Annotated in this window: 25 protein-coding genes; 11 read left to right on the top strand and 14 right to left on the bottom strand. The window is 54.0% G+C overall.

Annotated elements, in window-relative coordinates:
- Positions 1 to 175: 175 nt before the first annotated feature.
- The 5 genes from ABD892_RS17800 to lptM all read right to left on the bottom strand — a co-directional run bounded on the left by ABD892_RS17800 (position 176) and on the right by lptM (position 3994).
- Entirely contained in the window at positions 176 to 673 is a 498-nt protein-coding gene (locus tag ABD892_RS17800) for a pilin (RefSeq protein ID WP_345197325.1), read from the bottom strand.
- Positions 674 to 1018: 345 nt separating this feature from the next.
- Positions 1019 to 1363, bottom strand: a complete 345-nt coding sequence (locus ABD892_RS17795; protein ID WP_345197324.1) for a hypothetical protein — start codon at positions 1361 to 1363, stop codon at positions 1019 to 1021.
- Between the two features lie 394 nt (positions 1364 to 1757).
- Positions 1758 to 2588: a diaminopimelate epimerase gene (dapF, locus tag ABD892_RS17790; protein ID WP_345197323.1), complete on the bottom strand. Its 831-nt coding sequence runs from the start codon at positions 2586 to 2588 to the stop codon at positions 1758 to 1760.
- Positions 2589 to 2598: 10 nt separating this feature from the next.
- On the bottom strand, positions 2599 to 3843 hold the full coding sequence (gene lysA / locus ABD892_RS17785) for a diaminopimelate decarboxylase (RefSeq protein ID WP_345197322.1): 1245 nt from the start codon (positions 3841 to 3843) through the stop codon (positions 2599 to 2601).
- A gap of 7 nt (positions 3844 to 3850) precedes the next feature.
- The gene (gene lptM, locus ABD892_RS17780) at positions 3851 to 3994 is read right to left on the bottom strand and encodes an LPS translocon maturation chaperone LptM (RefSeq protein ID WP_345197321.1); all 144 of its coding nucleotides are present in this window, start codon (positions 3992 to 3994) and stop codon (positions 3851 to 3853) included.
- Between the two features lie 15 nt (positions 3995 to 4009).
- On the opposite strand from lptM, the gene ABD892_RS17775 reads away from it, so the two are divergent.
- Together ABD892_RS17775 and cyaY are read left to right on the top strand one after the other, a co-directional pair.
- A complete protein-coding gene (locus ABD892_RS17775) occupies positions 4010 to 4159 on the top strand; it encodes a hypothetical protein (RefSeq protein ID WP_345197320.1) in 150 nt (49 codons plus the stop codon).
- A gap of 18 nt (positions 4160 to 4177) precedes the next feature.
- Positions 4178 to 4504, top strand: coding sequence for an iron donor protein CyaY (gene cyaY / locus ABD892_RS17770; protein WP_345197319.1), 327 nt, complete (start codon positions 4178 to 4180; stop codon positions 4502 to 4504).
- Positions 4505 to 4577: 73 nt separating this feature from the next.
- Here the strand turns inward: cyaY and ABD892_RS17765 are convergent, their stop codons facing one another.
- Together ABD892_RS17765 and ABD892_RS17760 are read right to left on the bottom strand one after the other, a co-directional pair.
- Complete coding sequence (locus ABD892_RS17765) at positions 4578 to 5228, bottom strand: acetyltransferase (protein ID WP_345197318.1); 651 nt, start codon at positions 5226 to 5228, stop codon at positions 4578 to 4580.
- Positions 5229 to 5302: 74 nt separating this feature from the next.
- Positions 5303 to 6070: a hypothetical protein gene (locus ABD892_RS17760; RefSeq protein WP_345197317.1), complete on the bottom strand. Its 768-nt coding sequence runs from the start codon at positions 6068 to 6070 to the stop codon at positions 5303 to 5305.
- A gap of 160 nt (positions 6071 to 6230) precedes the next feature.
- On the opposite strand from ABD892_RS17760, the gene ftnA reads away from it, so the two are divergent.
- The 5 genes from ftnA to mltA all read left to right on the top strand — a co-directional run bounded on the left by ftnA (position 6231) and on the right by mltA (position 11065).
- Positions 6231 to 6752 (top strand): non-heme ferritin, encoded by a 522-nt coding sequence (gene ftnA / locus ABD892_RS17755; protein WP_345197316.1) that lies wholly within the window; start codon positions 6231 to 6233, stop codon positions 6750 to 6752.
- A gap of 270 nt (positions 6753 to 7022) precedes the next feature.
- Positions 7023 to 7676 (top strand): hypothetical protein, encoded by a 654-nt coding sequence (locus ABD892_RS17750; protein WP_345197315.1) that lies wholly within the window; start codon positions 7023 to 7025, stop codon positions 7674 to 7676.
- Between the two features lie 201 nt (positions 7677 to 7877).
- On the top strand, positions 7878 to 8924 hold the full coding sequence (locus ABD892_RS17745; protein ID WP_345197314.1) for a methyltransferase domain-containing protein: 1047 nt from the start codon (positions 7878 to 7880) through the stop codon (positions 8922 to 8924).
- A gap of 63 nt (positions 8925 to 8987) precedes the next feature.
- Entirely contained in the window at positions 8988 to 9920 is a 933-nt protein-coding gene (locus ABD892_RS17740; RefSeq protein ID WP_345197313.1) for a radical SAM protein, read from the top strand.
- 8 nt (positions 9921 to 9928) lie between these two features.
- Positions 9929 to 11065: a murein transglycosylase A gene (gene mltA / locus ABD892_RS17735; protein ID WP_345197312.1), complete on the top strand. Its 1137-nt coding sequence runs from the start codon at positions 9929 to 9931 to the stop codon at positions 11063 to 11065.
- Positions 11066 to 11098: 33 nt separating this feature from the next.
- Here the strand turns inward: mltA and elbB are convergent, their stop codons facing one another.
- Together elbB and ABD892_RS17725 are read right to left on the bottom strand one after the other, a co-directional pair.
- Positions 11099 to 11752: an isoprenoid biosynthesis glyoxalase ElbB gene (gene elbB / locus ABD892_RS17730; protein WP_345197311.1), complete on the bottom strand. Its 654-nt coding sequence runs from the start codon at positions 11750 to 11752 to the stop codon at positions 11099 to 11101.
- A gap of 9 nt (positions 11753 to 11761) precedes the next feature.
- Complete coding sequence (locus ABD892_RS17725) at positions 11762 to 12595, bottom strand: dienelactone hydrolase family protein (RefSeq protein WP_345197310.1); 834 nt, start codon at positions 12593 to 12595, stop codon at positions 11762 to 11764.
- Positions 12596 to 12790: 195 nt separating this feature from the next.
- Here ABD892_RS17725 and ABD892_RS17720 point away from each other — a divergent pair, with 195 nt between their 5' ends.
- Positions 12791 to 13195, top strand: a complete 405-nt coding sequence (locus tag ABD892_RS17720; RefSeq protein WP_345197309.1) for a glutathione S-transferase N-terminal domain-containing protein — start codon at positions 12791 to 12793, stop codon at positions 13193 to 13195.
- On the opposite strand, the gene ABD892_RS17715 is transcribed toward ABD892_RS17720, so the two are convergent.
- The 5 genes from ABD892_RS17715 to ABD892_RS17695 all read right to left on the bottom strand — a co-directional run bounded on the left by ABD892_RS17715 (position 13171) and on the right by ABD892_RS17695 (position 17277).
- Positions 13171 to 14442 (bottom strand): MFS transporter, encoded by a 1272-nt coding sequence (locus tag ABD892_RS17715; protein ID WP_345197308.1) that lies wholly within the window; start codon positions 14440 to 14442, stop codon positions 13171 to 13173. The two genes, ABD892_RS17720 and ABD892_RS17715, sit on opposite strands and share 25 nt — an antisense overlap.
- A 151-nt stretch (positions 14443 to 14593) precedes the next feature.
- Positions 14594 to 14923: a hypothetical protein gene (locus ABD892_RS17710; RefSeq protein ID WP_345197307.1), complete on the bottom strand. Its 330-nt coding sequence runs from the start codon at positions 14921 to 14923 to the stop codon at positions 14594 to 14596.
- 13 nt (positions 14924 to 14936) lie between these two features.
- Positions 14937 to 15695 (bottom strand): hypothetical protein, encoded by a 759-nt coding sequence (locus ABD892_RS17705; protein WP_345197306.1) that lies wholly within the window; start codon positions 15693 to 15695, stop codon positions 14937 to 14939.
- 149 nt (positions 15696 to 15844) lie between these two features.
- Positions 15845 to 16735 carry a hypothetical protein gene (locus ABD892_RS17700; protein ID WP_345197305.1) on the bottom strand — a complete coding sequence of 297 codons (891 nt, stop codon included), beginning with the start codon at positions 16733 to 16735 and terminating at the stop codon, positions 15845 to 15847.
- A complete protein-coding gene (locus ABD892_RS17695; protein ID WP_345197304.1) occupies positions 16705 to 17277 on the bottom strand; it encodes a hypothetical protein in 573 nt (190 codons plus the stop codon). The genes ABD892_RS17700 and ABD892_RS17695 overlap by 31 nt, the downstream gene beginning before the upstream one ends.
- Before the next feature lie 297 nt (positions 17278 to 17574).
- Here ABD892_RS17695 and ABD892_RS17690 point away from each other — a divergent pair, with 297 nt between their 5' ends.
- From ABD892_RS17690 to ABD892_RS17680, 3 genes are all read left to right on the top strand, one after another.
- A complete protein-coding gene (locus ABD892_RS17690; protein ID WP_345197303.1) occupies positions 17575 to 19392 on the top strand; it encodes a DUF1302 domain-containing protein in 1818 nt (605 codons plus the stop codon).
- Between the two features lie 19 nt (positions 19393 to 19411).
- The gene (locus ABD892_RS17685) at positions 19412 to 20791 is read left to right on the top strand and encodes a DUF1329 domain-containing protein (RefSeq protein ID WP_345197302.1); all 1380 of its coding nucleotides are present in this window, start codon (positions 19412 to 19414) and stop codon (positions 20789 to 20791) included.
- 86 nt (positions 20792 to 20877) lie between these two features.
- Complete coding sequence (locus tag ABD892_RS17680) at positions 20878 to 21183, top strand: hypothetical protein (RefSeq protein WP_345197300.1); 306 nt, start codon at positions 20878 to 20880, stop codon at positions 21181 to 21183.
- Positions 21184 to 21256: the final 73 nt, after the last annotated feature.

The following is a 21256-nucleotide window of genomic DNA, read 5'->3' as shown; positions in this document are numbered from 1 at the left end:
GTATGAAAGCATGAGCGGTAGCAACATACTGCGGATTTTCAGGCTTGGTTCAAGGCTTTCAATGAAACGTCAACAGCCCCTAAGAAGCTTATTTATCTTCAACATACAAAGACTTGTATGTTGAAGATAAAAACTACCCAGTAGTCATCAAACAATGACATTGGGTGATATCAATTTACAACGTCGCACTGTAGGTGCAGCTCTTTCCAATGAATTTTTGGTCTGCATCAGTAACACAAGTCCAAGTTCCATTTGCATCACGCTTTAAGCGAACACTCTTATCCTTAATACCTGGGTTTCCAGTAGCAAAAGTCACATTAATATAACCAGAACCATCTAAAGCGTTACCATTACTTAATGTAATCCCACCAAATGTAGGTTGAACAATGCCCAAATCAGTAGTTGTTCCGGAAGGTATGGCAGGCTTATAGTTAGCATCACCGGGGTTACCTACCTGTGCCTGAGCAGCTTGACCGCTAGGGAAAATACCATTTTCCATAACATATGCTTCTACACCAGTCTTATTTCCAGCCAAAGTAGCTACGGCAGAAGCAAGATTAGATTTACCAACATAATTCTGATACTGCGGAATCGCAACCGCAGCCAAAATACCAATGATCGCTACCACGATCATCAATTCAATCAGTGTGAAACCTTTCTGGTTCGTCATCATTATTATCCTACTTCAGTCGTTTTTATTAGGTCTTTGACCCTCTTCCCGTCCTAGGTTTAGCAAGGGGTGTGCCAGCCAGTAAAAATGCCTTAAAAGTGTGACGGAGGCCGCGCCATCTGCGTCAGCAAACTGCAAAGTGTCTGTCAGCCATTGGTTTTCAAACCCTCACGACTGACGTCAGTAGTCATGTATTCGGTAACAGGTGACATTCTGCGTCACCTTTTTGACGCAGAAAAATGCACGCACCAGGTCACTCGCGTTCATCTTTCTAAACATAAACGACAAGAGGATATGAAGTACGATTGCCGGAAAGGTTAGAGCAACAAAAAAACTTATAGGGTACTTTTATCGCACCAGGGTTTGGGTCAGCAGTTGCTCCAGCATGGCAAAGCGCTGCTCAACCCGAAACAGCAATTTTTCCAACCGGTTGAGCCGCTCCGCCTGCTCATCCAGCCGGATTTCCAGCTGATCAAAGCGCAGACTCGGTTGACTGCGCGGATCCTCTACCGGCACCGTCAACTGTTGCAGGTGAACCAGGCGCTGCTCCAGCTGGCGGAAATGCTTTTCCACCCGCAGCCCAAGCTGATGCCGTTCATCCAGTAATATCCGAGCCACTTCCTGTATCAATACGACGACCTCACGGGTATCGTCGCCGTTCACCCTGTTCCGGGCATCCATCTCCTGAGCCATACCTTCACCTCCGTTGTAGAAACTGCGCAGTGAGCATAACAAAGCGTTGGCATCACGCACTGACGACCCGGCGAGTATCGCTGACAACCACCCCAAAAAAACGGGCTATTAAAAACAGCATCAGGATCAATCGGTCATTCAGAAATGAAGAAAGAAGAAAGAAGAAAGAAGAAATGATTTATCAAGATCCTTGTCGGAACCGGCGCTTCCCTGAAACCTTCGACTGCTTAAAATCTTCGGCCGGTTCCGACAAGGCCGTTGAATGTATACGGATTAAATCGGGATTGGCATAACGACCGCGTCAGCCGTTACAACAAACAACCCTGCCGGGCGTGGTTGTTATTGCCCCTGCCCGGCAGTGTGCAGATACCTGTACAAAACGGCCGTATACGACCTATACGCGCGTCTGACCTTCATAGACCCGGGTAGCCGGCCCCGTCATCATGACCGGATATCCCTCACCTTTCCAGGTAATGGACAGAGAGCCGCCGGGTAATGTGACCGTCACAGTTTCTTCCAGCATGCCCCGTAACCGGCCCGCCACAACGGCCGCACAGGCGCCGGTACCACAGGCCAGCGTTTCGCCCACACCACGCTCATAGACACGCAGACGGATCTCGGCAGGATTGACGATTTCCATGAAGCCAGCATTACAGCGCTCGGGGAAACGAATATGCCGATGGATCACCGGGCCGAGCTTTTCGACCGGCGCACTGTCGACATCGTCGACCTGCAACACCGCATGGGGGTTGCCCATGGACACCGCCGCAATCTCCAGCTCCCGTCCATCCACTTCCAGGTTGTAGGTGATCGACTGCCGGTCGGTTTTGAAGGGGATATCCCAGGGATCCAGGATCGGCTCCCCCATGTTGACGGTAATATCGCCATTCTTTTCGACCCGGAGTTCAATATCGCCCCTGGCGGTCTCAACCCGGATCAGTTCCTTGACGGTCAGCTTCTTATCGCGGACAAAGCGGGCAAAACAACGGGCGCCGTTGCCACACTGTTCCACTTCACTGCCATCAGCATTGAAGATCCGGTAGCGGAAATCCATATCCGGCCGGCCCGGCGGCTCCACCAGCAGCAGCTGGTCGAAACCGATGCCGAAGCGCCGGTCGGCCAGGTCACGGATCTGTTCAGGGGACAGACGCACACTCTGGGTGACCATGTCGACCACCATGAAGTCATTGCCCAGTCCGTGCATCTTTGTAAACCGTAACAGCATAAGGTCCCCTTCAGGGCAGCAGAGACTCCGCCGCCAGCAGTGCTTCCAGTGTTTCCCTCTGACGCACCACGTGGTACGCCTCGCCATCGACCATCACTTCCGGCGGCCGGCAGCGCACATTGTAATTGGACGTCATTCCCATACAGTAGGCGCCGGCGGAGTGGATCGCCAGCAGATCGCCTTCCGCCAGGCTGAGCATGCGCTCTTTGCCAAGGAAATCGGTGCTTTCGCAGACCGGGCCGACAATGTCATAACACTGTGCTTCACCGCCATTTGGTTTGACCGGCTGGATATCATGCCAGCCGCCATAGAGCGAAGGCCGGATCAGGTCATTCATTGCCGCATCAACGATGGCAAACTGTTTGTGCTCGGTATGCTTAAGCATTTCAACCCTGGTCAGGAGGATGCCCGCGTTGCCCGCAATCGAGCGGCCAGGTTCGAGAATCAGCTCAAGATTACGGTCGCCCAGACGCTCGCGGACGGCGGCCAGGTAAACGTCTGGTGCCGGCGGCTCTTCGTCCTGATAGGTAATGCCCAGTCCACCGCCAAGATCCAGATGGCGAATAGTGATGCCTTTTTCCGCCAGTCGGTCAATCAGCCCCAGCAGCAGGTCCAGCGCATCCAGGAATGGCGCAATAGTGGTGAGCTGGGAACCGATATGGCAGTCCACGCCACTGACCTCAAGGTTAGGCATGGCAGCCGCTTTTTCATACACCGCCTCAGCCCGCTCAATGGCAATGCCAAACTTGTTCTCTTTCAGGCCGGTGGAGATATAAGGATGGGTTTGGGCATCCACATCCGGATTGACCCGCAGCGAAATACGGGCCACCTTGCCCGCGGCTGCCGCGACCGCCTGCAGGCGCTCCAGCTCCGGTTCGGATTCCACATTGAAGCAATACACACCGGCTTCCAGCGCCCGGGCCAGCTCATCGGCCCGCTTGCCCACACCGGAGAACACCACCCGTGCCGGATCGCCACCGGCGGCGATGACCTTCTCCAGCTCACCGACCGACACGATATCAAACCCGGCGCCCAACCGGGCCAGCACATTCAGCACCGCCAGGTTGCCATTGGCCTTGACCGCGTAGCAGATCATGCCAGGCATACCCTCCAGCGCCTGGGCGTAGGCGAGGTAACGGGCTTCCAGCTCCGCCCGTGAATAGATGTACACCGGCGTACCCACCGCCTCGGCGATGGCACTGACCGGCACACCCTCGGCGTAGAGTTCGCCGTTCTTATCAGTAAATGGGCTCATGAAACGGCTACTCCCCCCGCAGCGTCACGTTGTCCTCCACCGACGCACCGGCCTGCAGAGACTGGGACGCTTCCGGCAGGTAAAGCGGGCCTTTCTGGCCACAGGCTGAGAGCATGAATCCCAGGATCGCCAGCACCATTACGCGTTTCATTGAGGACTCCTGTACATGAAGATCAGTATTAGCCGTGAAGTATACCTGCGACACCGCAGTGAGGACAGGCATTGCCAGCGCTCGGACAAGCGGTTAAGTTTGCCCGCTGATTTGCCGGGCAACCGGTTAGTGATTATTCCTGTGACCGGCACACTGCCGGACTGATAGCGGAGTCCCCTCAGCATGATGAGCGAGAATGCCTTCAACCACCGGTTGGACGACCTGATGGTCGCCGTCGAAGACGCCATTGAAGAGAGCGGCCTGGATATCGATTATGAAACCACCGCCGGCATCCTGACCCTGACCTTCGAGAATAACAGCAAGATCATCCTGAGCCGCCAGGGTGTTATGCGTCAGTTGTGGGTTGCGGCAAAAAGTGGTGGGTTTCATTTTGATTTTGATGACGAGAAAGAAGAGTGGATCTGCGACAGTAATGGGGAAACCCTAATACAGCTTTTGAATCGCTGCGCCAGTGAGCAGGCGGAAGAAGCAATCAGCCTTGTCTTTTGACAGGGCTAATAGCTTGATGACTGAATGTCTGCAACGACATGACTTTGGTTAACGCCAAATACGTTTGATTACTCTAACGTAACCTGACTAACGGATTGCCGATGTATACCCCTGATTCTTTAATATCTTTAACGGCTACGCCTCCCATTCCAACAGTCACATCGTCACAAATTGACACGCCCTGGCGAACCGACGCATTAGTGCCGAAATACACTCCGTTCCCAAACTGGCAATTGCCGCTGATATTGACCGCTGGCGCCGTTGTAAAGAAATCACCCATCTTGCAGTCATGACCAATCGTTGTATGCAGGTTCAGGTGGGCATGCCGCCCAATCGTAATATTGCAGGTCAACACCGTGCCGGCAGTGACAATACAGCCTTCTGCCAGGTCGACCCAGGGAGAAATGACGGCAGAGGGATGAATGATGGTGGTGAACCGGGTATCAGGAGGCAACTGCCCTACTACCCGTTTTCTGGCTGATGGCTCACCGATGGCAACAACCACCTGATACTGCTCAGGGGAAAACACCGACCGCTTGATCACCGGAACCCCCATGACTTCTGGCTCATCGTAAGCTGAGTCGTCCACCATAAAAACCGCTATATCACCGATGGTACGCGGGCTTGCGCCGACAGAATCCATGAGGCATACCAATGCCTCGCGACCAAATCCACCGGTTCCAAAAATGCAATATTTCTTGCTGTGGCTGTTTTTTGTATTCATTCCATTGTTCTTTTATTGCTGTCGATCAATAAAGCGTATGGGTAGCGTCATTAACCGTACATAGAACCGTTCTTTTATTCCTGACCACTCATTCTATCGGCCACCCGGCTTAGTAACTCAGGCGGCAAGACACTCTCCAGCTCTGCACATGGCTGCAGGTTCAGCGACGGACTTTCAAACCGGGTAATCGTCCGCTCACCATGCTTAAGGTTTCTAGTCGCCTGCAGCGCTATGTCTCCACCCGTCACACAAGACCCTCTGTAGACTGGCGATACGATGGCCAATGTCCTTTGGTGCAGGTTGGGTATTGTTTTGTCAGGCTGTGAGTCAGATAACACTGTAGTCGGCTGAGGCAATACCACCGTATCCTCAGACACTTCGTCGATGGACAACGCTCCCGGCGCCATCGCCTCATGCCCGGTATCATCAAACTGCTCAATCACCGTTTCCAGTTCTACCACCGTCAGGCTGTTATGCTCCTGCAGCAATTGGGCAACACACCCTTCAGCCACAACGGGACGATAACCTTTCTCAATCAGTACCGGCGTTAAGACACAGACGACAACGTCCCTATCCTCCCGTGCCAGCTGGCAAAGGGGTTGCCGCTCCTGGAGAAGCGCTTCATAGCGTTTGTCACTAAGACCCGGAGAATCTTCACCGAGGAAGAACAAATCATTATCACCCACATCCTGAAGGAAGTTGCCTGCAACAAATTCGTCCTGATGCACAAACGCCCTGTCATCAAGGTCTTCTGAGACACGCTCTTCCCTCCCATCCTCGTGATCAGTGAACGCCTTGACATCAGGCATCATTTTCTTGAAAAACGCAGACATCCGTTTCATGTCATCCCTGTCCGATGTGGGCTTTTTTTCCGGTACGTATTCTTAAATCTAGTGCAGGGACTGCCAATTGCCTGAGAAATCGGTTGCCTTGATATCTGGCAAGTTACCAGGCGGTTCTTCTCTTATAATCAGGCCTCCATGAAATAACAGAGGCCGTACCATGCTCAGTGAAACAATGATCAGCCGCCTGAATGAGCAGATTAACCTGGAGTTCTACTCGTCCAACCTGTACCTGCAAATGAGCGCCTGGTGTGAGTTCCACGGGTTCGAAGGCAGCGCCAAATTCCTTCGCTCCCACGCGGCGGAAGAAATGACCCATATGCACCGTCTGTTCAATTATGTCAACGAAACCGGCGCCATGGCCCAGGTGGGAAAAATCAGTGCGCCGCCCATATCGTTTGAGAACATTGCAGACGTCTTCCGCAATACCTATGAGCATGAGTGCCTGGTCACCCGCAAGATCAATGAACTGGCCCATACCGCCTTCACCGAGCAGGATTACTCCACGTTCAACTTCCTGCAGTGGTACGTGGGTGAGCAGCATGAAGAAGAAAAACTGTTCAAATCGATTCTGGATAAAGTGGAAATGATCGGCATGGAGGGCAAAGGCCTGTTCTTCATCGATCAGGAAGTGGGTCGTATGGATGTCACCCATCCCCACACCCCGCCAACCACCGCCTGACGCGCTATTCCGGCAGAGGGTATTGACCCTCTGCAACAGCTCAGGCTGCATCAATTGCAACCGCACCTTTCAACCTGCACGTTCAGATAACAACCGCAGCCCTCCAGGAGGGTGCCCTTAGCGCAAATTGTTCTCATCAGACAGTGACGGCCTTTCTATGCTTGGGACGCGGTATCTCACCCGCTGTTCCCTGGGTAATACAGGTAAACAGCGTCCCTTGTCCCATAACGGCCATTGAGAAGCGCCGTTATTTTTTAGAGGACCCTGACCATGAAACGAAGGTTTTGTTTCCTGCTTTTCTCGGTCTTTTGCACAGTAGCCTATTCGAATTCTGATAAGCCGGTGGCCGGTACACAAATGGTCGAAATGGAAGGCCGCGGGGTTTATATCACATCCCCTTCTGCCGTGTTTGATAGCCATAAAACCCTTACCCTGAATGCACCGGCCATCGACTGGTTGGGCGATATGAAGAAAGAGCATCTAGACGTTCTGGACGGCATTGACCTTAGAGACATACCCAGTTTTGCTGCCACCCTGGACACAGGCTTTAAAAAAAGTCAGGGATTGTCGACGATCACTTTAACGTTTGTGAGAAGCGGAAAAAAACAAACACTGGATATTCATGATCCCGTCATTCATATCAGCAGCCAAAATGGCAACATCCGTTTTTCATTCAAGGAACCCGTGAAATCGATACCTGAGCAGACCATGGAACAGGTCACATTGACCGTCAAAACATGGCATCTCCCGACGGTGAACCTGGGGCGTTTTCCGATGCATGCCGTCTGCTGCAACTGCAGTGGCGGGTGTGCTGCACTATGGATACTCTTTGCGTGGTGCAATACATGCCTGGAACCTTCAGGCGGTGAATTTTGCTGCCAACATTGCCATATGCCGGCAGCGCCCGGTGAGACATGCCCGTGAGGAATCCAGCCTTGAAACAGGCTGCAGGCCAGCTCAAATAATCGAGCTGGCTTTTCATAGATACCGCTCAATGCTTTTCCCTTAGACTACCGTTACCGTACTCTCTCTGCTTTATCTCGGGCTTCACGTCCCTTATCGTTGAAACCATCACCGTCTATTTTTCGTATCTGTCCAGACAGGTACCTGACAGGGGTAGTGTTTATGTACGACTCAGTTAAAGATTATTACGGCAAGGTGCTGCAGGGCTCCGATGATCTCAAGACCAACGCCTGCTGTACGGGCGCGGAATTACCTGCCTATATCCGCGCGGCCCTGAGCGACATCCACGACGAAGTGCTGACCCGCTACTATGGCTGCGGCCTGATCGCACCACAGCAACTCAAGGGTTGCCATATTCTGGACCTTGGCAGCGGCTCAGGCCGCGACTGCTATGTACTGTCCAGACTGGTGGGAGAGGATGGCTCGGTGGTCGGCGTTGATATGACACCGGAACAACTGGAGGTTGCCAACCGCCATATCGACTATCACACCGACAAATACGGCTATAAACAGCCCAATGTCCGTTTTCTGGAAGGCTACCTTGAGCGACTTCATGAACTGGATCTGCCAGACAACAGTTTCGATATCATTGTGTCCAACTGTGTCATCAACCTGTCACCCGATAAACCCGCCGTACTGCGGGAAGCGTTGCGCCTGCTCAAGCCCGGTGGAGAGCTCTACTTCTCCGATGTCTACGCCAGCCGTCGTGTACCGACCGAACTGCTGGAAGATCCGGTACTCTATGGGGAATGCCTGAGCGGCGCCCTTTACTGGAATGATTTTATTACTCTTGCCAAAAAAGCAGGCTTCCTTGATCCGCGCCTGGTAGAAAGCAGCTCCATCACCATCGAAAACCGCTCGATTGAAGAAAAAATCGGCCATATCGATTTCTGGTCTGCCACCTGGCGCCTGTTCAAACTGCCGGCGCTGGAGTCTGCGTGTGAAGATTATGGGCAGGCGGTCATCTACAAAGGTACCATTGAGCACTGCCCGAAGCAGTTTGTTCTGGATAATCACCACCTGATCGAAACCGGCAAAGTATTCCCGGTCTGCGGCAATACCTGGCAGATGCTGCATGAAACCCGCTTCCGGGAACATTTCGAGTTTATCGGGGATATGTCGACCCATTACGGCATCTACGCCGATTGCGGGACACCGGTACCCTTTGAATCACAGACAGCCACCGAAAGCAGCGGCGGTTGTTGCTGACGAACGTCTGCGGGCGAACTCTTGGTGTCGCCCGCATGCTGCTTCAGGAAACACGGAAAACGCATGGAACTGATTGCAAAAGAACAAGCCCACAGCCATCACTGGCATTACACGGCAGATGGCTCACCCAGAGGGTATATAGATCCCCACGCCCTGCGGGAGCTGTGGTTTCATACCGGCACCGCCTGCAACCTGGCCTGTCCTTTCTGCCTGGAAGGTTCCAGTCCCGGTGATAACCGCCTGCAACTGATGAAGCTGGACGACGTGCGCCCGTTCGTTGATGAAGCCGTCAGCCTTGGCGTTGAACAGTTTTCCTTTACCGGTGGCGAGCCCTTTGTGGCAAAGGATATGGTCAAGATTCTTGCCTACGCCAGCCGCTTCCGACCCTGCCTGGTGCTGACCAATGGAACAGAGCCGGTGTTGCAGCGCCTTCACCAGATCGCGACGCTGTCCACGAGCCCCCACCCGGTCTCATTCCGGGTCAGCATTGACTACCCCGATCGTGCGCAACACGATAGCGGCCGTGGAAATGGAAGTTTCGATAACGCATTCAACGGTCTTAAAGAACTGCACTCGCTGGGATTTCATGTCTCTGTCGCCAGACAAATGGCCTCAGATGAAGACACCAATGCCGTCACAGCCGAATACCGGGCACTGTTCAGACAACATCATTTACCGGAAGATCTGACCCTGGTCGCCTTTCCCGATTTCATGCCTCCCGGCAGTACCGTGGAAACACCCCAGATCACTGAACACTGCATGACCCATTACCAGACGGAAGAAAGTCGCCGTCATTTCATGTGTGCATTCAGCAAAATGGTCATCAAAACCAAAGGACTGATGAAAGTTTACGCCTGCACCCTCGTCGATGATGATCCGGAGTACGAGCTGGGCCGCACCCTGACCGAAAGCCTGAACCAGCGGATCAGCATGAAGCATCACCGTTGCTTCAGTTGCTTCTCCTACGGTTCATCCTGCAGCGAAATGACCGATTGAGGTGGCCTGTGAAAAAAAGCGTTGGGTTCCTGATCCTCTCACTGACCTTACTGGCTACCGGTTGTAGCTGGATGCCCTGGCAACGGACGTTTCAACCGGCAACATTCAGCGATCTGCCCGGCTGGAACAGCGAAGAAGCCAACGGGCTGAAAACCTCACTGATGCATAGTTGCGCGGTTTATCAAAAACGTTCAGGGCCGGTCAATGACAATGCCCTGTTTGGTACCTATGAACAGTGGCAGCCGCTCTGTGACCAGCTGGCCGAAACCAACGGCAGTGCACTGACCACTTTTTTTCAGGATAACTTCGACGTATACCGTGTAGCGCCCTGGGAAGAAGGCCTGTTTACGGGTTACTACTCCCCGCTGCTTTACGGCAGCCGTCAACCCTCAGAACGCTACCATGTTCCCCTGATCGACAAACCTGCCGACCTGGTGATGTTCAATCCCAAAGACTTTGGCATGGAAGAAGACGCCGTGCTGAAAGGAAAACTCAACCGGGGCTGGCTGATTCCCTACGATGATCGTGAAGGCATCAATCGCCGCTTTGCCAAAGGGCATTACCGGGATGATGTCGTCCTCTGGGTTGACGATACGGTTGACCGGTTTTTCCTGCAGATTCAGGGTTCCGGCTTTGTACAGCTGGATACCGGCGAACAAGTCTACGTCCGGATTTCCGGTCGCAACGGGCACCCCTACTTTGCGATTGGTCGCTACCTGAAACGGGAAGGTCTGCTGGAAACGGTCACCATGCAAAGCATACGGCAGTGGCTGAAAGATAATCCGGACCGGTTGGAGGAAGTGCTCTACCAGAACCGGGATTTCATCTTTTTCAGCGAAAGGCCGGAAGGTGGCCCAATTGGCGCGCAGGGTGTTGTCCTGACCCCGGACCGCAGTGCGGCCGTTGACCGCAGCATTATTCCCCTGGGAACCCCGCTGTGGCTGGAAACCACGCTCACGTCAGATGACGACAGCCACTGGGCCCATGCCATGACGGCGCAGGATGTCGGCTCAGCGATCAAGGGCAAAGTCAGGGCGGATATTTTCTTTGGCGCTGGCGAAAAGGCCGCGAAGAAAGCCGGCCACCAGAATGCCGGTGGCAAGCTGTATGTCTTTGTACCGCGAGCAAAGGAAGAAGCACGGTAAGCGCGGCAATCGCAGCGCTTACCATTCTGAGAATCAGGCCATCTCGAGAACCTTATCCACAAGCCGGTTAATACCGGTTGCCGCTTCACTGATACTGCCGGCCAGCATATAGGCCGGCGTTGTCACCAGCTTATTGTCTTCATCCACCACGATATCGTGCACCGGACAGTCCACATGCTCAGCTCCGGTCACCCGGATGACCTCGGCAGTTTCACCATCATTACCAATGGTGCAGCGGACTCCGGCACCAAACAGCTTGCCGGCCATAGCCGGGGTAATACAGATCAGACCAACCGGTTTCTTCGCTTCGGCAAACGCCTGAACGGTTTTTAAGACATCAGCCTGCACCGTCATATCCGCGCCGGTCAGCGCAAAATCCGAGAGGTTCTTGGCTGCACCAAAACCACCGGGAATGATCAGTGCATCATAATCTGCAGCCTGACACTCAGCTAAATCACGGATATTGCCACGAGCCAGACGCGCCGCTTCCACCAGCACGCTGCGGGATTCCGGCATTTCCTCGCCGGTCACATGGTTGATGACATGGTGCTGGGGAATATCCGGTGCAAAACACTGGTACTCTGCGCCATTCTGATCGAGTCTCAACAGGGTAATGACTGACTCATAGATTTCTGAACCATCAAAGACGCCGCAACCGGAGAGAATCACTGCAATACGTTTGTTCATAGGGACTCCTCACTTCGAGAGATTGTCTTCAAGAAATGTCAGTAACCGGACTTCTGCCGCTTTTGCCGCGGTCCGATCGTAGGAATTCATGGCAGACGGGGCATCGAACACATGCTCAACCCCAGGGAAAAACCGGGTTTCCACGGGATAGTCATTGGCCTGGTAACGATCAAATACATCAACACATTCTGCGGTATCAATCACCGTATCCTGTCCGGCAAGAAACACCAAGGTGGGTTGTTTTACAGCCCACGCACTGCGAAATCGGGCGGGAAAACCACAGTAGGGGTAATAGGCCGCCACCGCCCTGACACCTGCCAGTGCCTGCGTATCCTCATCATCGGAACCGTGGACAGAACCGGAGCCATAAGCCAGGGCATCCAGTACCGTCCATCCGCCATGGGAGTAGCCGAGCAGCGCGAGCCGGTCAGCCGCTACATAAGGCAGCTGCCGAACATGCGACAACGCAGCCCTTACATCCACCACCCGTTCATTGCCCCACAGCGCATGCCCTTTGCAAACCGGGCGAGGCGTCAGGTTGCGGCCACTGAAGCTGTCGACCAGGATGGCCACATAGCCATTGTCCCGCAACCACTCGCCCCGTGGCCTTGAGATCTCTGGTTGCGGCCCGCCGCAACCGTGGAAGACCAGCACTGCCGGGAATGGCCCATCACCGTCGGGCCGGTAAATTTCATACCAGGGCGAGAGCAGGCCACTGATCGCCTCGCGGGTGCGTGACTCAGGAAAAAGCGCACGGGCATACGGCCAGAGACCGGCCACCATTCCGATGATGGCCAGCAGGAAGAGTCCCACCGCGAGCCTGCGTTTTATCCGATACGCCATCTGAAACCTGTTCCACTGCTATTCTGCCAACACCATACTAAATCCCTCTCAAAACAGCCATGTGGGAACCGGTTCCATGGGGTAATTGTCCAATACACAGACCAGCCTGATGGCGCAGTGACGCATAAAAGGCCTGTACCTCTGCTTCACGAAAGCTGGTAGGCTGTTACTCATTCAGTACAGAGGAGAGAGACAATGGCAGCGGTACGGTGGATACTCGGACGCCTGATTTTACTGCTCAACGCCCTGACCCCCGTGGGCAGTGTAAAGCGGTCCCCAGAGGCTCAGGCCATTGTTGACCGGGAAACAGCCAGCCTGGTGCTCTACCAGTTTGAAGCCTGTCCTTTCTGTGTAAAAGTCCGTCGCGGCATGAAGCGGCTGGGATTGAAAATCGAAACCCGGGACGCCAAACGCTGCCCGCAGGCGCGTGAAGAATTACTTCAGGGCGGCGGCAAGGTAAAAGTCCCCTGCCTCCGCATTGAAAAAGAGAATGGTGAAGTGCGCTGGATGTACGAATCCTCCGACATCATCAGCTACCTGGAACAGCACTTTGCTCCGGGCCAGGAAACCGTGGCTCAGTGCCGGGCTGCCAGCCGCTGAGAAGCCGCTTCATCCAGCGCAAATCCTTTACGTGACGTCATGAAGCAGCTGCTTGCCATCGCAATGACAGCTGCCGTCACCATCAGCAATAACGGCCCTTTGTCGTACCCCATCTGACTGAGCAGTTCCAGCACATAAGGGGTTCCCCCACCAAACACACAGACACCAATATTCAGACTGACCGCCACGCCGGTATAGCGAACCCGGGTATCAAACAACTCGACCAGTGCCGCTTCATAGCAACCATTCCCGATGGCTGCAGGGAGCAACGTCAGTAACGCCACCAGCCAGAGCTGACCATCCTGCAGGGCACTGAATGCTGGCCAGGCGACCAGCAGCATCAACAGCCCGCCGGTAAACAGCATCCGACGACGCCCCAGGTAATCGGAAAGCCAGCCTGAGAGCAGCGTCATCAGGGACAACCCCAACATAATGGCGGTAGACACCAGGTAGATTGATCCTTCAGACAAGTTCAAATGCCGGCTGGCATAGGGGGTAAGAAAGAGATAGAACGACACCATGGTCGCCGCCGATGCGATCAAGCCAACACCGACCAGAATCGAACGCGCGTGGGACTGAAACAGATCCTTGACTGGTATCCGCGCCACCGTCTGCTCCTGAAGAATCCGGGTGAACGCCGGCGATTCCACGATACCGCGGCGAAGGAAATAGCCCAGAATGCCAAGCAGGCTTCCCAATACAAACGGAATCCGCCAGCCCCAATCCTGCAACTGTTCCGCCGACAACAAGGCATTCAACACAACCCCGGTCGTCGAAGCCAACACCAACCCCAGCACCGCTGAAGCAATGATGGCGGATGTCAGCAATCCCCGTCGCTGCGGCGACACATGCTCTGCCGCGAACACCAGGGCACCGGGTAACTCCCCACCAACAGACAGCCCCTGAAGTAGCCGCAGGCAGGCCAGCAATACCACGGCCATCCCACCGATAGCGGCATAACTCGGCAACAACCCGATACCCAGGGTCGCAACAGACATCATGATGATGGAAAGGCGAAACAGCTTCTTGCGGCCCAGCCGGTCGCCGAAATGGCTGAAGATAATCCCTCCCAGGGGGCGAATGAAATTACCACCGGAATAAATGGCAAACATCCACAGAACACCCGTGTCACTGTGCGCCGGCAGGAAGACATCGGCCAGTTGGCTGGCAAATAGCAGCAAAATGGCAAAATCGAAGAATTCAAGGACAGCCCCAAGGCATGTAATAAAAACCAGTTTTTTGAGCATTACGGTACAGATAGCATCAATGAACGGAATAAAAGGCTGGAAAGGGCAATGACAAATACGAAATGGAAAGCGTAGTGTAATTACTCAATACAACACGGTAACGATTGGATTTACGTGGAAGGGTATCCGTCGAACGATAGTCTGCAGGCCATTAACGGCGCTCAGCCGCATGGCGTATCTCATCACGACGGTGCTTGATCAGCTCTTCCAGAATCGCGATATTGGCGGCATTTTCAAGCATGTGGATGTCCTTGTCCAATACGGTCAGGCGCGCCTGATCCTGGGCCGACAAAATAGCATCACGAAAGGTGATCACCGCATTGGCTTCCGCCAGCATGCTTTGCTGGTCATGATGTTCATCAGAAAGATGGGCCCAGTCGCTGATCCGTTGGAGAACGGAAAAATAAAATTCATGGTGGGACAACCAGTAAAGCAGGCCATGATGGGATTCATCCGATGGCTTCTTGCCGGGTAATTTCATGGAAAATCCAACCTTATTCTTCTTCTGACAGGCTGACCCGCGATGGCACCGAAGCCGCCGCACCGGTCATCAGGTGGCTTTCAATATCCAGCCGGTGCGCCTGGATTTCCCGCATCCAGCCAGGCAGCTGGGCAGCATGGATGCCCTTGAGCAACCGGCGCTCCTTGTCCAGCAGTTTCTTCAGGCTGAGTTCGACATCTTCCAGCGTATCCACCAGCGCATCCGCACAGGCCTTGCGCTTGGCCAGATATACAGCCCCCAGCACCGTTGGCTTGTCAGTGGTCGGACGGCAGCTGTCTCTTAGAGCCTGTTCAAACTCATCCATCAATTGTTTTCGGTCTCTGGCCGCGGCCTGAAAAGCCTGCCAATGTTGCTCCAGCAGTTCATCAGCATTAACCAGCTGCTTTTTGGCGGTTTCATTGATGGCGACTTCCGGCAACGAGTGCGCCCCATCAAGCCGAGGCATGAGCTCAGGCGCCCGTGAAGGTGCCGGCACGGCAGGCTTTTTCGCAAATTCTTCTTTTTCTGGTATCTCTATGTTTTCGGGTAACCGGGCAGGTGCTTCGGGCTTGAAGGGCTTAGCGATAGTCTCAGCAGGGGCAGCCGCTTGAGGCCCCTCAAAATAGTCATCCTCGGGAATACTGTGATCAATATCCCCGGTAAAAGACAGCCCATTGCCCGGCTCAATCCCTTCCGGATGCTCGGCCCCCTCCGGCAACGGACTTTCACGAAACCAGTTGGTCGGGGCTAATGTTTTCAGAAATTCTTTCATTGCCTCGAAATCCCTTTCTCCGGGAATACCGTTCCCGCAGAGAATCACTCCAAATGCTCACTAAGGGGTTTTCGACAGCAGGGCGGGAGGCTTCACCGATAGTTCATAAATCTGAAAATTTGTTTCAAAAAGCTGGCACTTTCAGGCTGTTATCGCATTTTTTTGATGGCTTTCTGTACTTTTTCCAGACTCAGTTCGATGCTGTTAATTCGCTCTTGCATATCAGACAGGACTGCCTGCGAGCTTTCGTCATAATTGTCTGATTCACGGACAACGACAGATTCCTGCCTCCGATATTCCTCAAGTGCCACCGCCAAGTCACTGACGGCTTTACGCAGACCTGTGACAACTTCCTGCTTCCGCTCTTGTATGGTTTCCATGGAGTCCAGCCCCGTTCTTTTGAATACCCGGTCACGCCAGGCCTGTGGATCCGCTGTCTCCATATTCTGTTCATGCAACAAACCTATAAACGCTTTATGCTCATCAGCAGCAATTTTCAGGTAGTCCCAGTGAACTTCAACATCCTCACCTAAATGTTCCAGATGCTCAAAGGCAGGAGCCAATGGCACAGCTGAAAAGGCATCACGCCGTAGATTGTGTTCAGACACCAGAGGAGGGGATTCTGCCATTTTTTCCGGTTCCGGCGTCACCTTTCCTTTTCTAAACGGCCTGGTCAATCGTTCGAAGATCGCTTTTGGGGAATAACGTTTCTTCTTCGTCGTTTTGGCAGGCTCTTGCAATTGGACGGCAGGCTGATCCTGCCCCGGCGCATAGGCCGGTAAATCCCCGGGCAGCGAATCGTGATCATCCTGACGACTCACATCAGATTGAGTATCATAATCCGACGTTACATCCCGATCTCGTACTTCTGGCTCTTCAAACAAGGACTCTGTGCCTTCACTTTCACTGATCGCACTGTCATGTAGCGACCTCGCGTCATCTTCGGTGCCAAGGCTTGAGGTTTCAGCAAACAGACCTGCAGATGAGATAGCATGATTCAAAGGCTGTTTTACTTGCGTTTCTTCATTATTGCGATCCATTCCAGCAATGCCGCTTCCAACTGTTCAAAGCTGTCAATATTTTGTGTTTCCCGCAGTTGCAGCAAGATATCCATCGCCGCTTTTTCATTCGGCAGACTCAGACCGCATTGCTCCATCTCGGGTTTAAGGATATGCGCAATATACTGCCAATCCTGTGTTCTCAGCGAGTCAAGGCGATCATGATGGGTGTGACGCAAATAGTTATAATGTGCATCCTGAACAGGTTCGGCGGAGGGTGCCGTCCTCCTCTCTGGTGGCCGGGATACCGTTGTTGCCTGTGGCTGCCATTGAGGCATGATGGGACGGTACATGCCATGCTGGGGCAATGCTGTCGCTTGTTGTGCATACAATGGAACGATCGGGGCATAACCAGGCAATGCATGCACCATGTGGCTAGCCACTTGCTGTGGATTAATCACATACAGCACCCGTTGATTACCGGGCATCTGCACCATAACCACAGTCTGCGCAACGGTTGCAGGCTGAAATCCTTGCTGCCCCGTTAATCGTCCAGAAGACGGGTTAACACCATATCCACTCATTGCCTGTCCATCCCTGGTATTGGCCACTACTTCTGATTGTAAGCCAGTCACTCACGATTCAAATACGACTAACGTATTGTTTTTAAAGGATAAATAATATTTTCCTATATTAACAAATATCATTAATTCCGCCGTGTTATTAAAACCCGGACATTTGGCCTCTCCGGTCAACAGCTTGTCCCCAAATGTCCGGATATACCCCTATCCCTGCCGGTAGAATTTTCAACGAACCAATCTGCCCGCTTTCCGGGTAAAGCATCCAAACAGACACACCAAAACAATAACAACGGTGCCGATGTGAATAACAATAAGACCCGAATCATGCCGGGACTGACGCTGGCGGCAGTCCTGACCACGCCCCAGGGCATGGCCCTGACCTTTGAAGCCGCTGACGGTGAAATCACCGGCAGCCTGAACACCACCCTGAGTGCCGGTGTCAGCGTCAGCATGCAGGACCCGGACAGCAAGCTCTATACCTACGGGGAAAGCAAAAACCTCGATATCAAGCCCGGCACCGGCACCGGCCCCAATGCGGACAATGGCCGGCTGAACTTCAGGAAAGGCGATGTCATCTCCAACCAGTACAAGGGTCTGACGGAACTGACGCTGGAATATCAAAACTACGGTTTCAAGGGCAGCGTCAAATACTGGTACGACCACTGGCTGGAAACCAAGAGCGGCCACTATACCGATTTCGACGACAGCGGCTTTGATGATCTGGCCCGTTTCAGCGGCATCGAGGTTCTGGATGCCTATGGGTGGACCTACTTCGACCTGGGTGATATGCCGGTGGATATCCGCCTGGGCAAACAGGTGCTCAGCTGGGGGGAAAGCACCTTCCTGCAGGGGGGCGTGAATGTTATCAACCCACTGGATGCCGCCGCCTTTAACCGTCCCGGTGTAGAGATCAAGGAGGGGCTGTTACCGGTCGAAATGTTGTATGGCAGCATCGGCCTGACACCGGCGGTGACCCTGGAAGGTTTCTACCAGTTCAACTGGCGTCCTACGGTGCTGGACGGCTGTAATACCTTCTTTGCGTCAACCGATGCCATCCAGCCAGGCTGCGGCCCTATCTACACCCAGGCGACATTGTCGAACGAGGAAGAGGAGAATATCGGTGGCACCGGCGGTAACACCATCATTGACCGTACCGCTGATGATCTGCCAAGTGACAGCGGCCAGTGGGGCGCTTCACTGAAATACTATGCCGAAGCGCTCAATGGCACTGAGTTCGGCCTGTACTTCATCAATTATCACAGCCGCAATCCGTACCTTGACGCTACCAACGCCGACCCTTCGCAATACCGCCCCATCGGCATCGGACCGTCTGGAGACACCGACTTTTACGCACCGACCCATCCCGCAGGTGCAGGTTTCATCCAGGGCGCCACCTACAATGCGGTATTTCCAGAAAACATTCGCTTGTACGGCGTGAGCTTCAATACCAGTCTGGACAGCGGCTGGTCACTCAGCGGTGAACTGACCTACCGCCCCAACATGCCATTGCAGATCAACATCAATGATCTGCTGGCCGACGCAGCAGCCGGTGGCGATGGTGCAGCGGATTATGGTCAGGCATCCCAGGGATATGTGCGTAAACCGGTCACCCAGGTGCAGATGACAGCGATCAACACCTTCCCGCAGGTACTCGGCGCGTCCGAACTGGCGCTGGTCGGTGAAGTGGGTTTCATGCATGTCGGTGCACTGGGTGATGACAATCGCTATGGTCGCTCCGCGATCTTCGGACCCGGTGATGACGGCACTGGCACCTGCAATACCAGCGACAACATCACCGATGCTTTCTGTACCAATGAGGGTTACACGACATCCGACAGCTGGGGCTACCGCCTCAACGCCACGCTGGTCTACAGCGGTGTCATGCCCGGCGTCACCCTGAAACCTTCGCTGTCGTTCAGGCACGACGTCAACGGCTATGCCTACCAGCCAGGTGGCGCCTTTGAGGAAGGCCAGATGGCCACCACACTCAGCCTGGGTGCTATCTACCGTGATGACTACAAGGCCACACTGTCGTACACCAGTTTCTTCGGCAACAACAAGTACAGCACCCTGGACGACCGTGATTACATGAGTTTCAGCGTCAGCGCCAGTTTCTGACCATGGGAGAAAAAGAACAATGCAACCTGTCGACACCCTGATTCGTACCTTGACGTCTGCCAGAACGCTGGCGCTGAGCGCCATGCTGGCACTGACACCGCTGGCACAGGCCAGCTCAGAAACCTCCGCAATGGATCAACTGGGCCAGTCGCTGACACCGATCGGCGCCGAAAAAGCCGGTAATTCAGCTGGCACCATTCCCGCCTGGACCGGCGGCCTCAAGCCGGAACAGGGCGCCATGCAGGACGACGGGAATATGACCGATCCGTTTGCCAATGACCCGGTGCTGTTCACTATTACCGCAGATAATCTCGACCAATACCGCAACCAGTTGACCCCCGGACAGCTGGCGATGTTCAAGCGCTATCCGGACACCTTCCAGATGAACGTCTACCCTACCCGGCGCAGCGCCAGCTACCCGGAAGCCGTCTACGAAGCAACCCGCAGTAATGCCGAAACCACGACCCTGCTGGATGGCGGTAACGGGATCACCGGATTGGCTAACGGTGTCGCCTTCCCGATCCCGGAAAACGGGCTGGAAGTGATCTGGAACCACATGCTGCGCTACCGTGGAGACAGCATGGACCTGACCCTGAGTCAGGTTATTGCCGAAGCCGATGGCGATTACCGGGAAATCACCAAACAAACTATCTGGAACTTTTTCCCAAGTATTACGGACCTGGAAGACGAGTCGAACCTGTTGTTTCTCTACAAATCCAAAGTGCTGGAACCCGTCAGGATGGCTGGTGAAGTCACCCTGGTGCACGAACCGATTGACCAGGTCGCAGAGCCCCGTCGAGCGTGGAAATACCTGCCTGGACAACGTCGTGTACGTCGGGCGCCAAATATCGCCTATGACAATCCTGCCACCAGCAGCGACAACCTGAAAACGTCTGACAACCTGGACATGTTTAACGGTGCGCCAGACAAGTATGAATGGACACTGAAAGATAAAAAGGAAATTTTCATTCCTTATAACAGCTACGCGCTCTACGACAAAAACCAGAGTAATGCAGATATCATCCGCCCCGGCCACATCAATCCGGAACTGGCCCGCTATGAGCTGCATCGTGTCTGGGTCGTTGAAGCCACACTGAAAGACGGTCAGCGCCATGTCTATGGCAAGCGCACCTTCTACATAGATGAAGATACCTGGCAGGCATCCATCATTGATCTGTATGATTCTCGCGACCAGCTCTGGCGGGTCGGTATGGCCCATGCCATCCAACTAAACCCCCACCAGGTGCCCTGGCTGGTGACAGAAGTCTTCTATGACCTGCACTCCGGCCGCTACATCACCAACGGTATCGCCAACAGTTACAAGAAACCGCTGGTGTTCGGGCAACTGGCCAGTAAATCCGATTACACACCGGCGGCCATCCGTCGCTGGGGTCGATAAGTAAACGTTACCGGAGCAGTCGCAAGTAACAGGCGGCGGCTCCACTCGCTCTATGGCTTTCACAATAACCATAAAACAGGTAACCCATGGCAAAGAAACTGCTGATCTCAGGCACGGTGGTTGCCGGCCTGGCCATTGCCGGTACGCTGCTGAATGACCATCTGAAAACACCAAAAACCTACGACGTCCCGCCACTGAGTGAGTGGCGCCCCGATGGCCCCCGTCATTCCGCACCGGTGCATCCCGTCCTTGGCATTAACGACACTTTCCGTTCACTCCATGCCAGCACCCGGAATTCGGATGAGGTTCTGACAGCCACTGCCCCCAAAGTTGAACTGGACTGGGTTGTTGAGAAACACCTGTTTATTACCGAAGGCCCCTCTATCCCTTAACTCCCGCTTAACGATCTGAAGAAGTAAGGCTAAATTGAATGAAGAGAGCGTCCCCTGTGCTCTTCAGGCAAAA

The sequence above is a fragment of the Kistimonas scapharcae genome (genome assembly GCF_039540975.1).
GTDB classification, from domain to species: Bacteria; Pseudomonadota; Gammaproteobacteria; order Pseudomonadales; family Endozoicomonadaceae; genus Kistimonas; species Kistimonas scapharcae.
The sequence above is the reverse complement of the archived record's forward strand: the minus strand, read 5'-3'. Positions and strand labels throughout refer to the sequence as shown.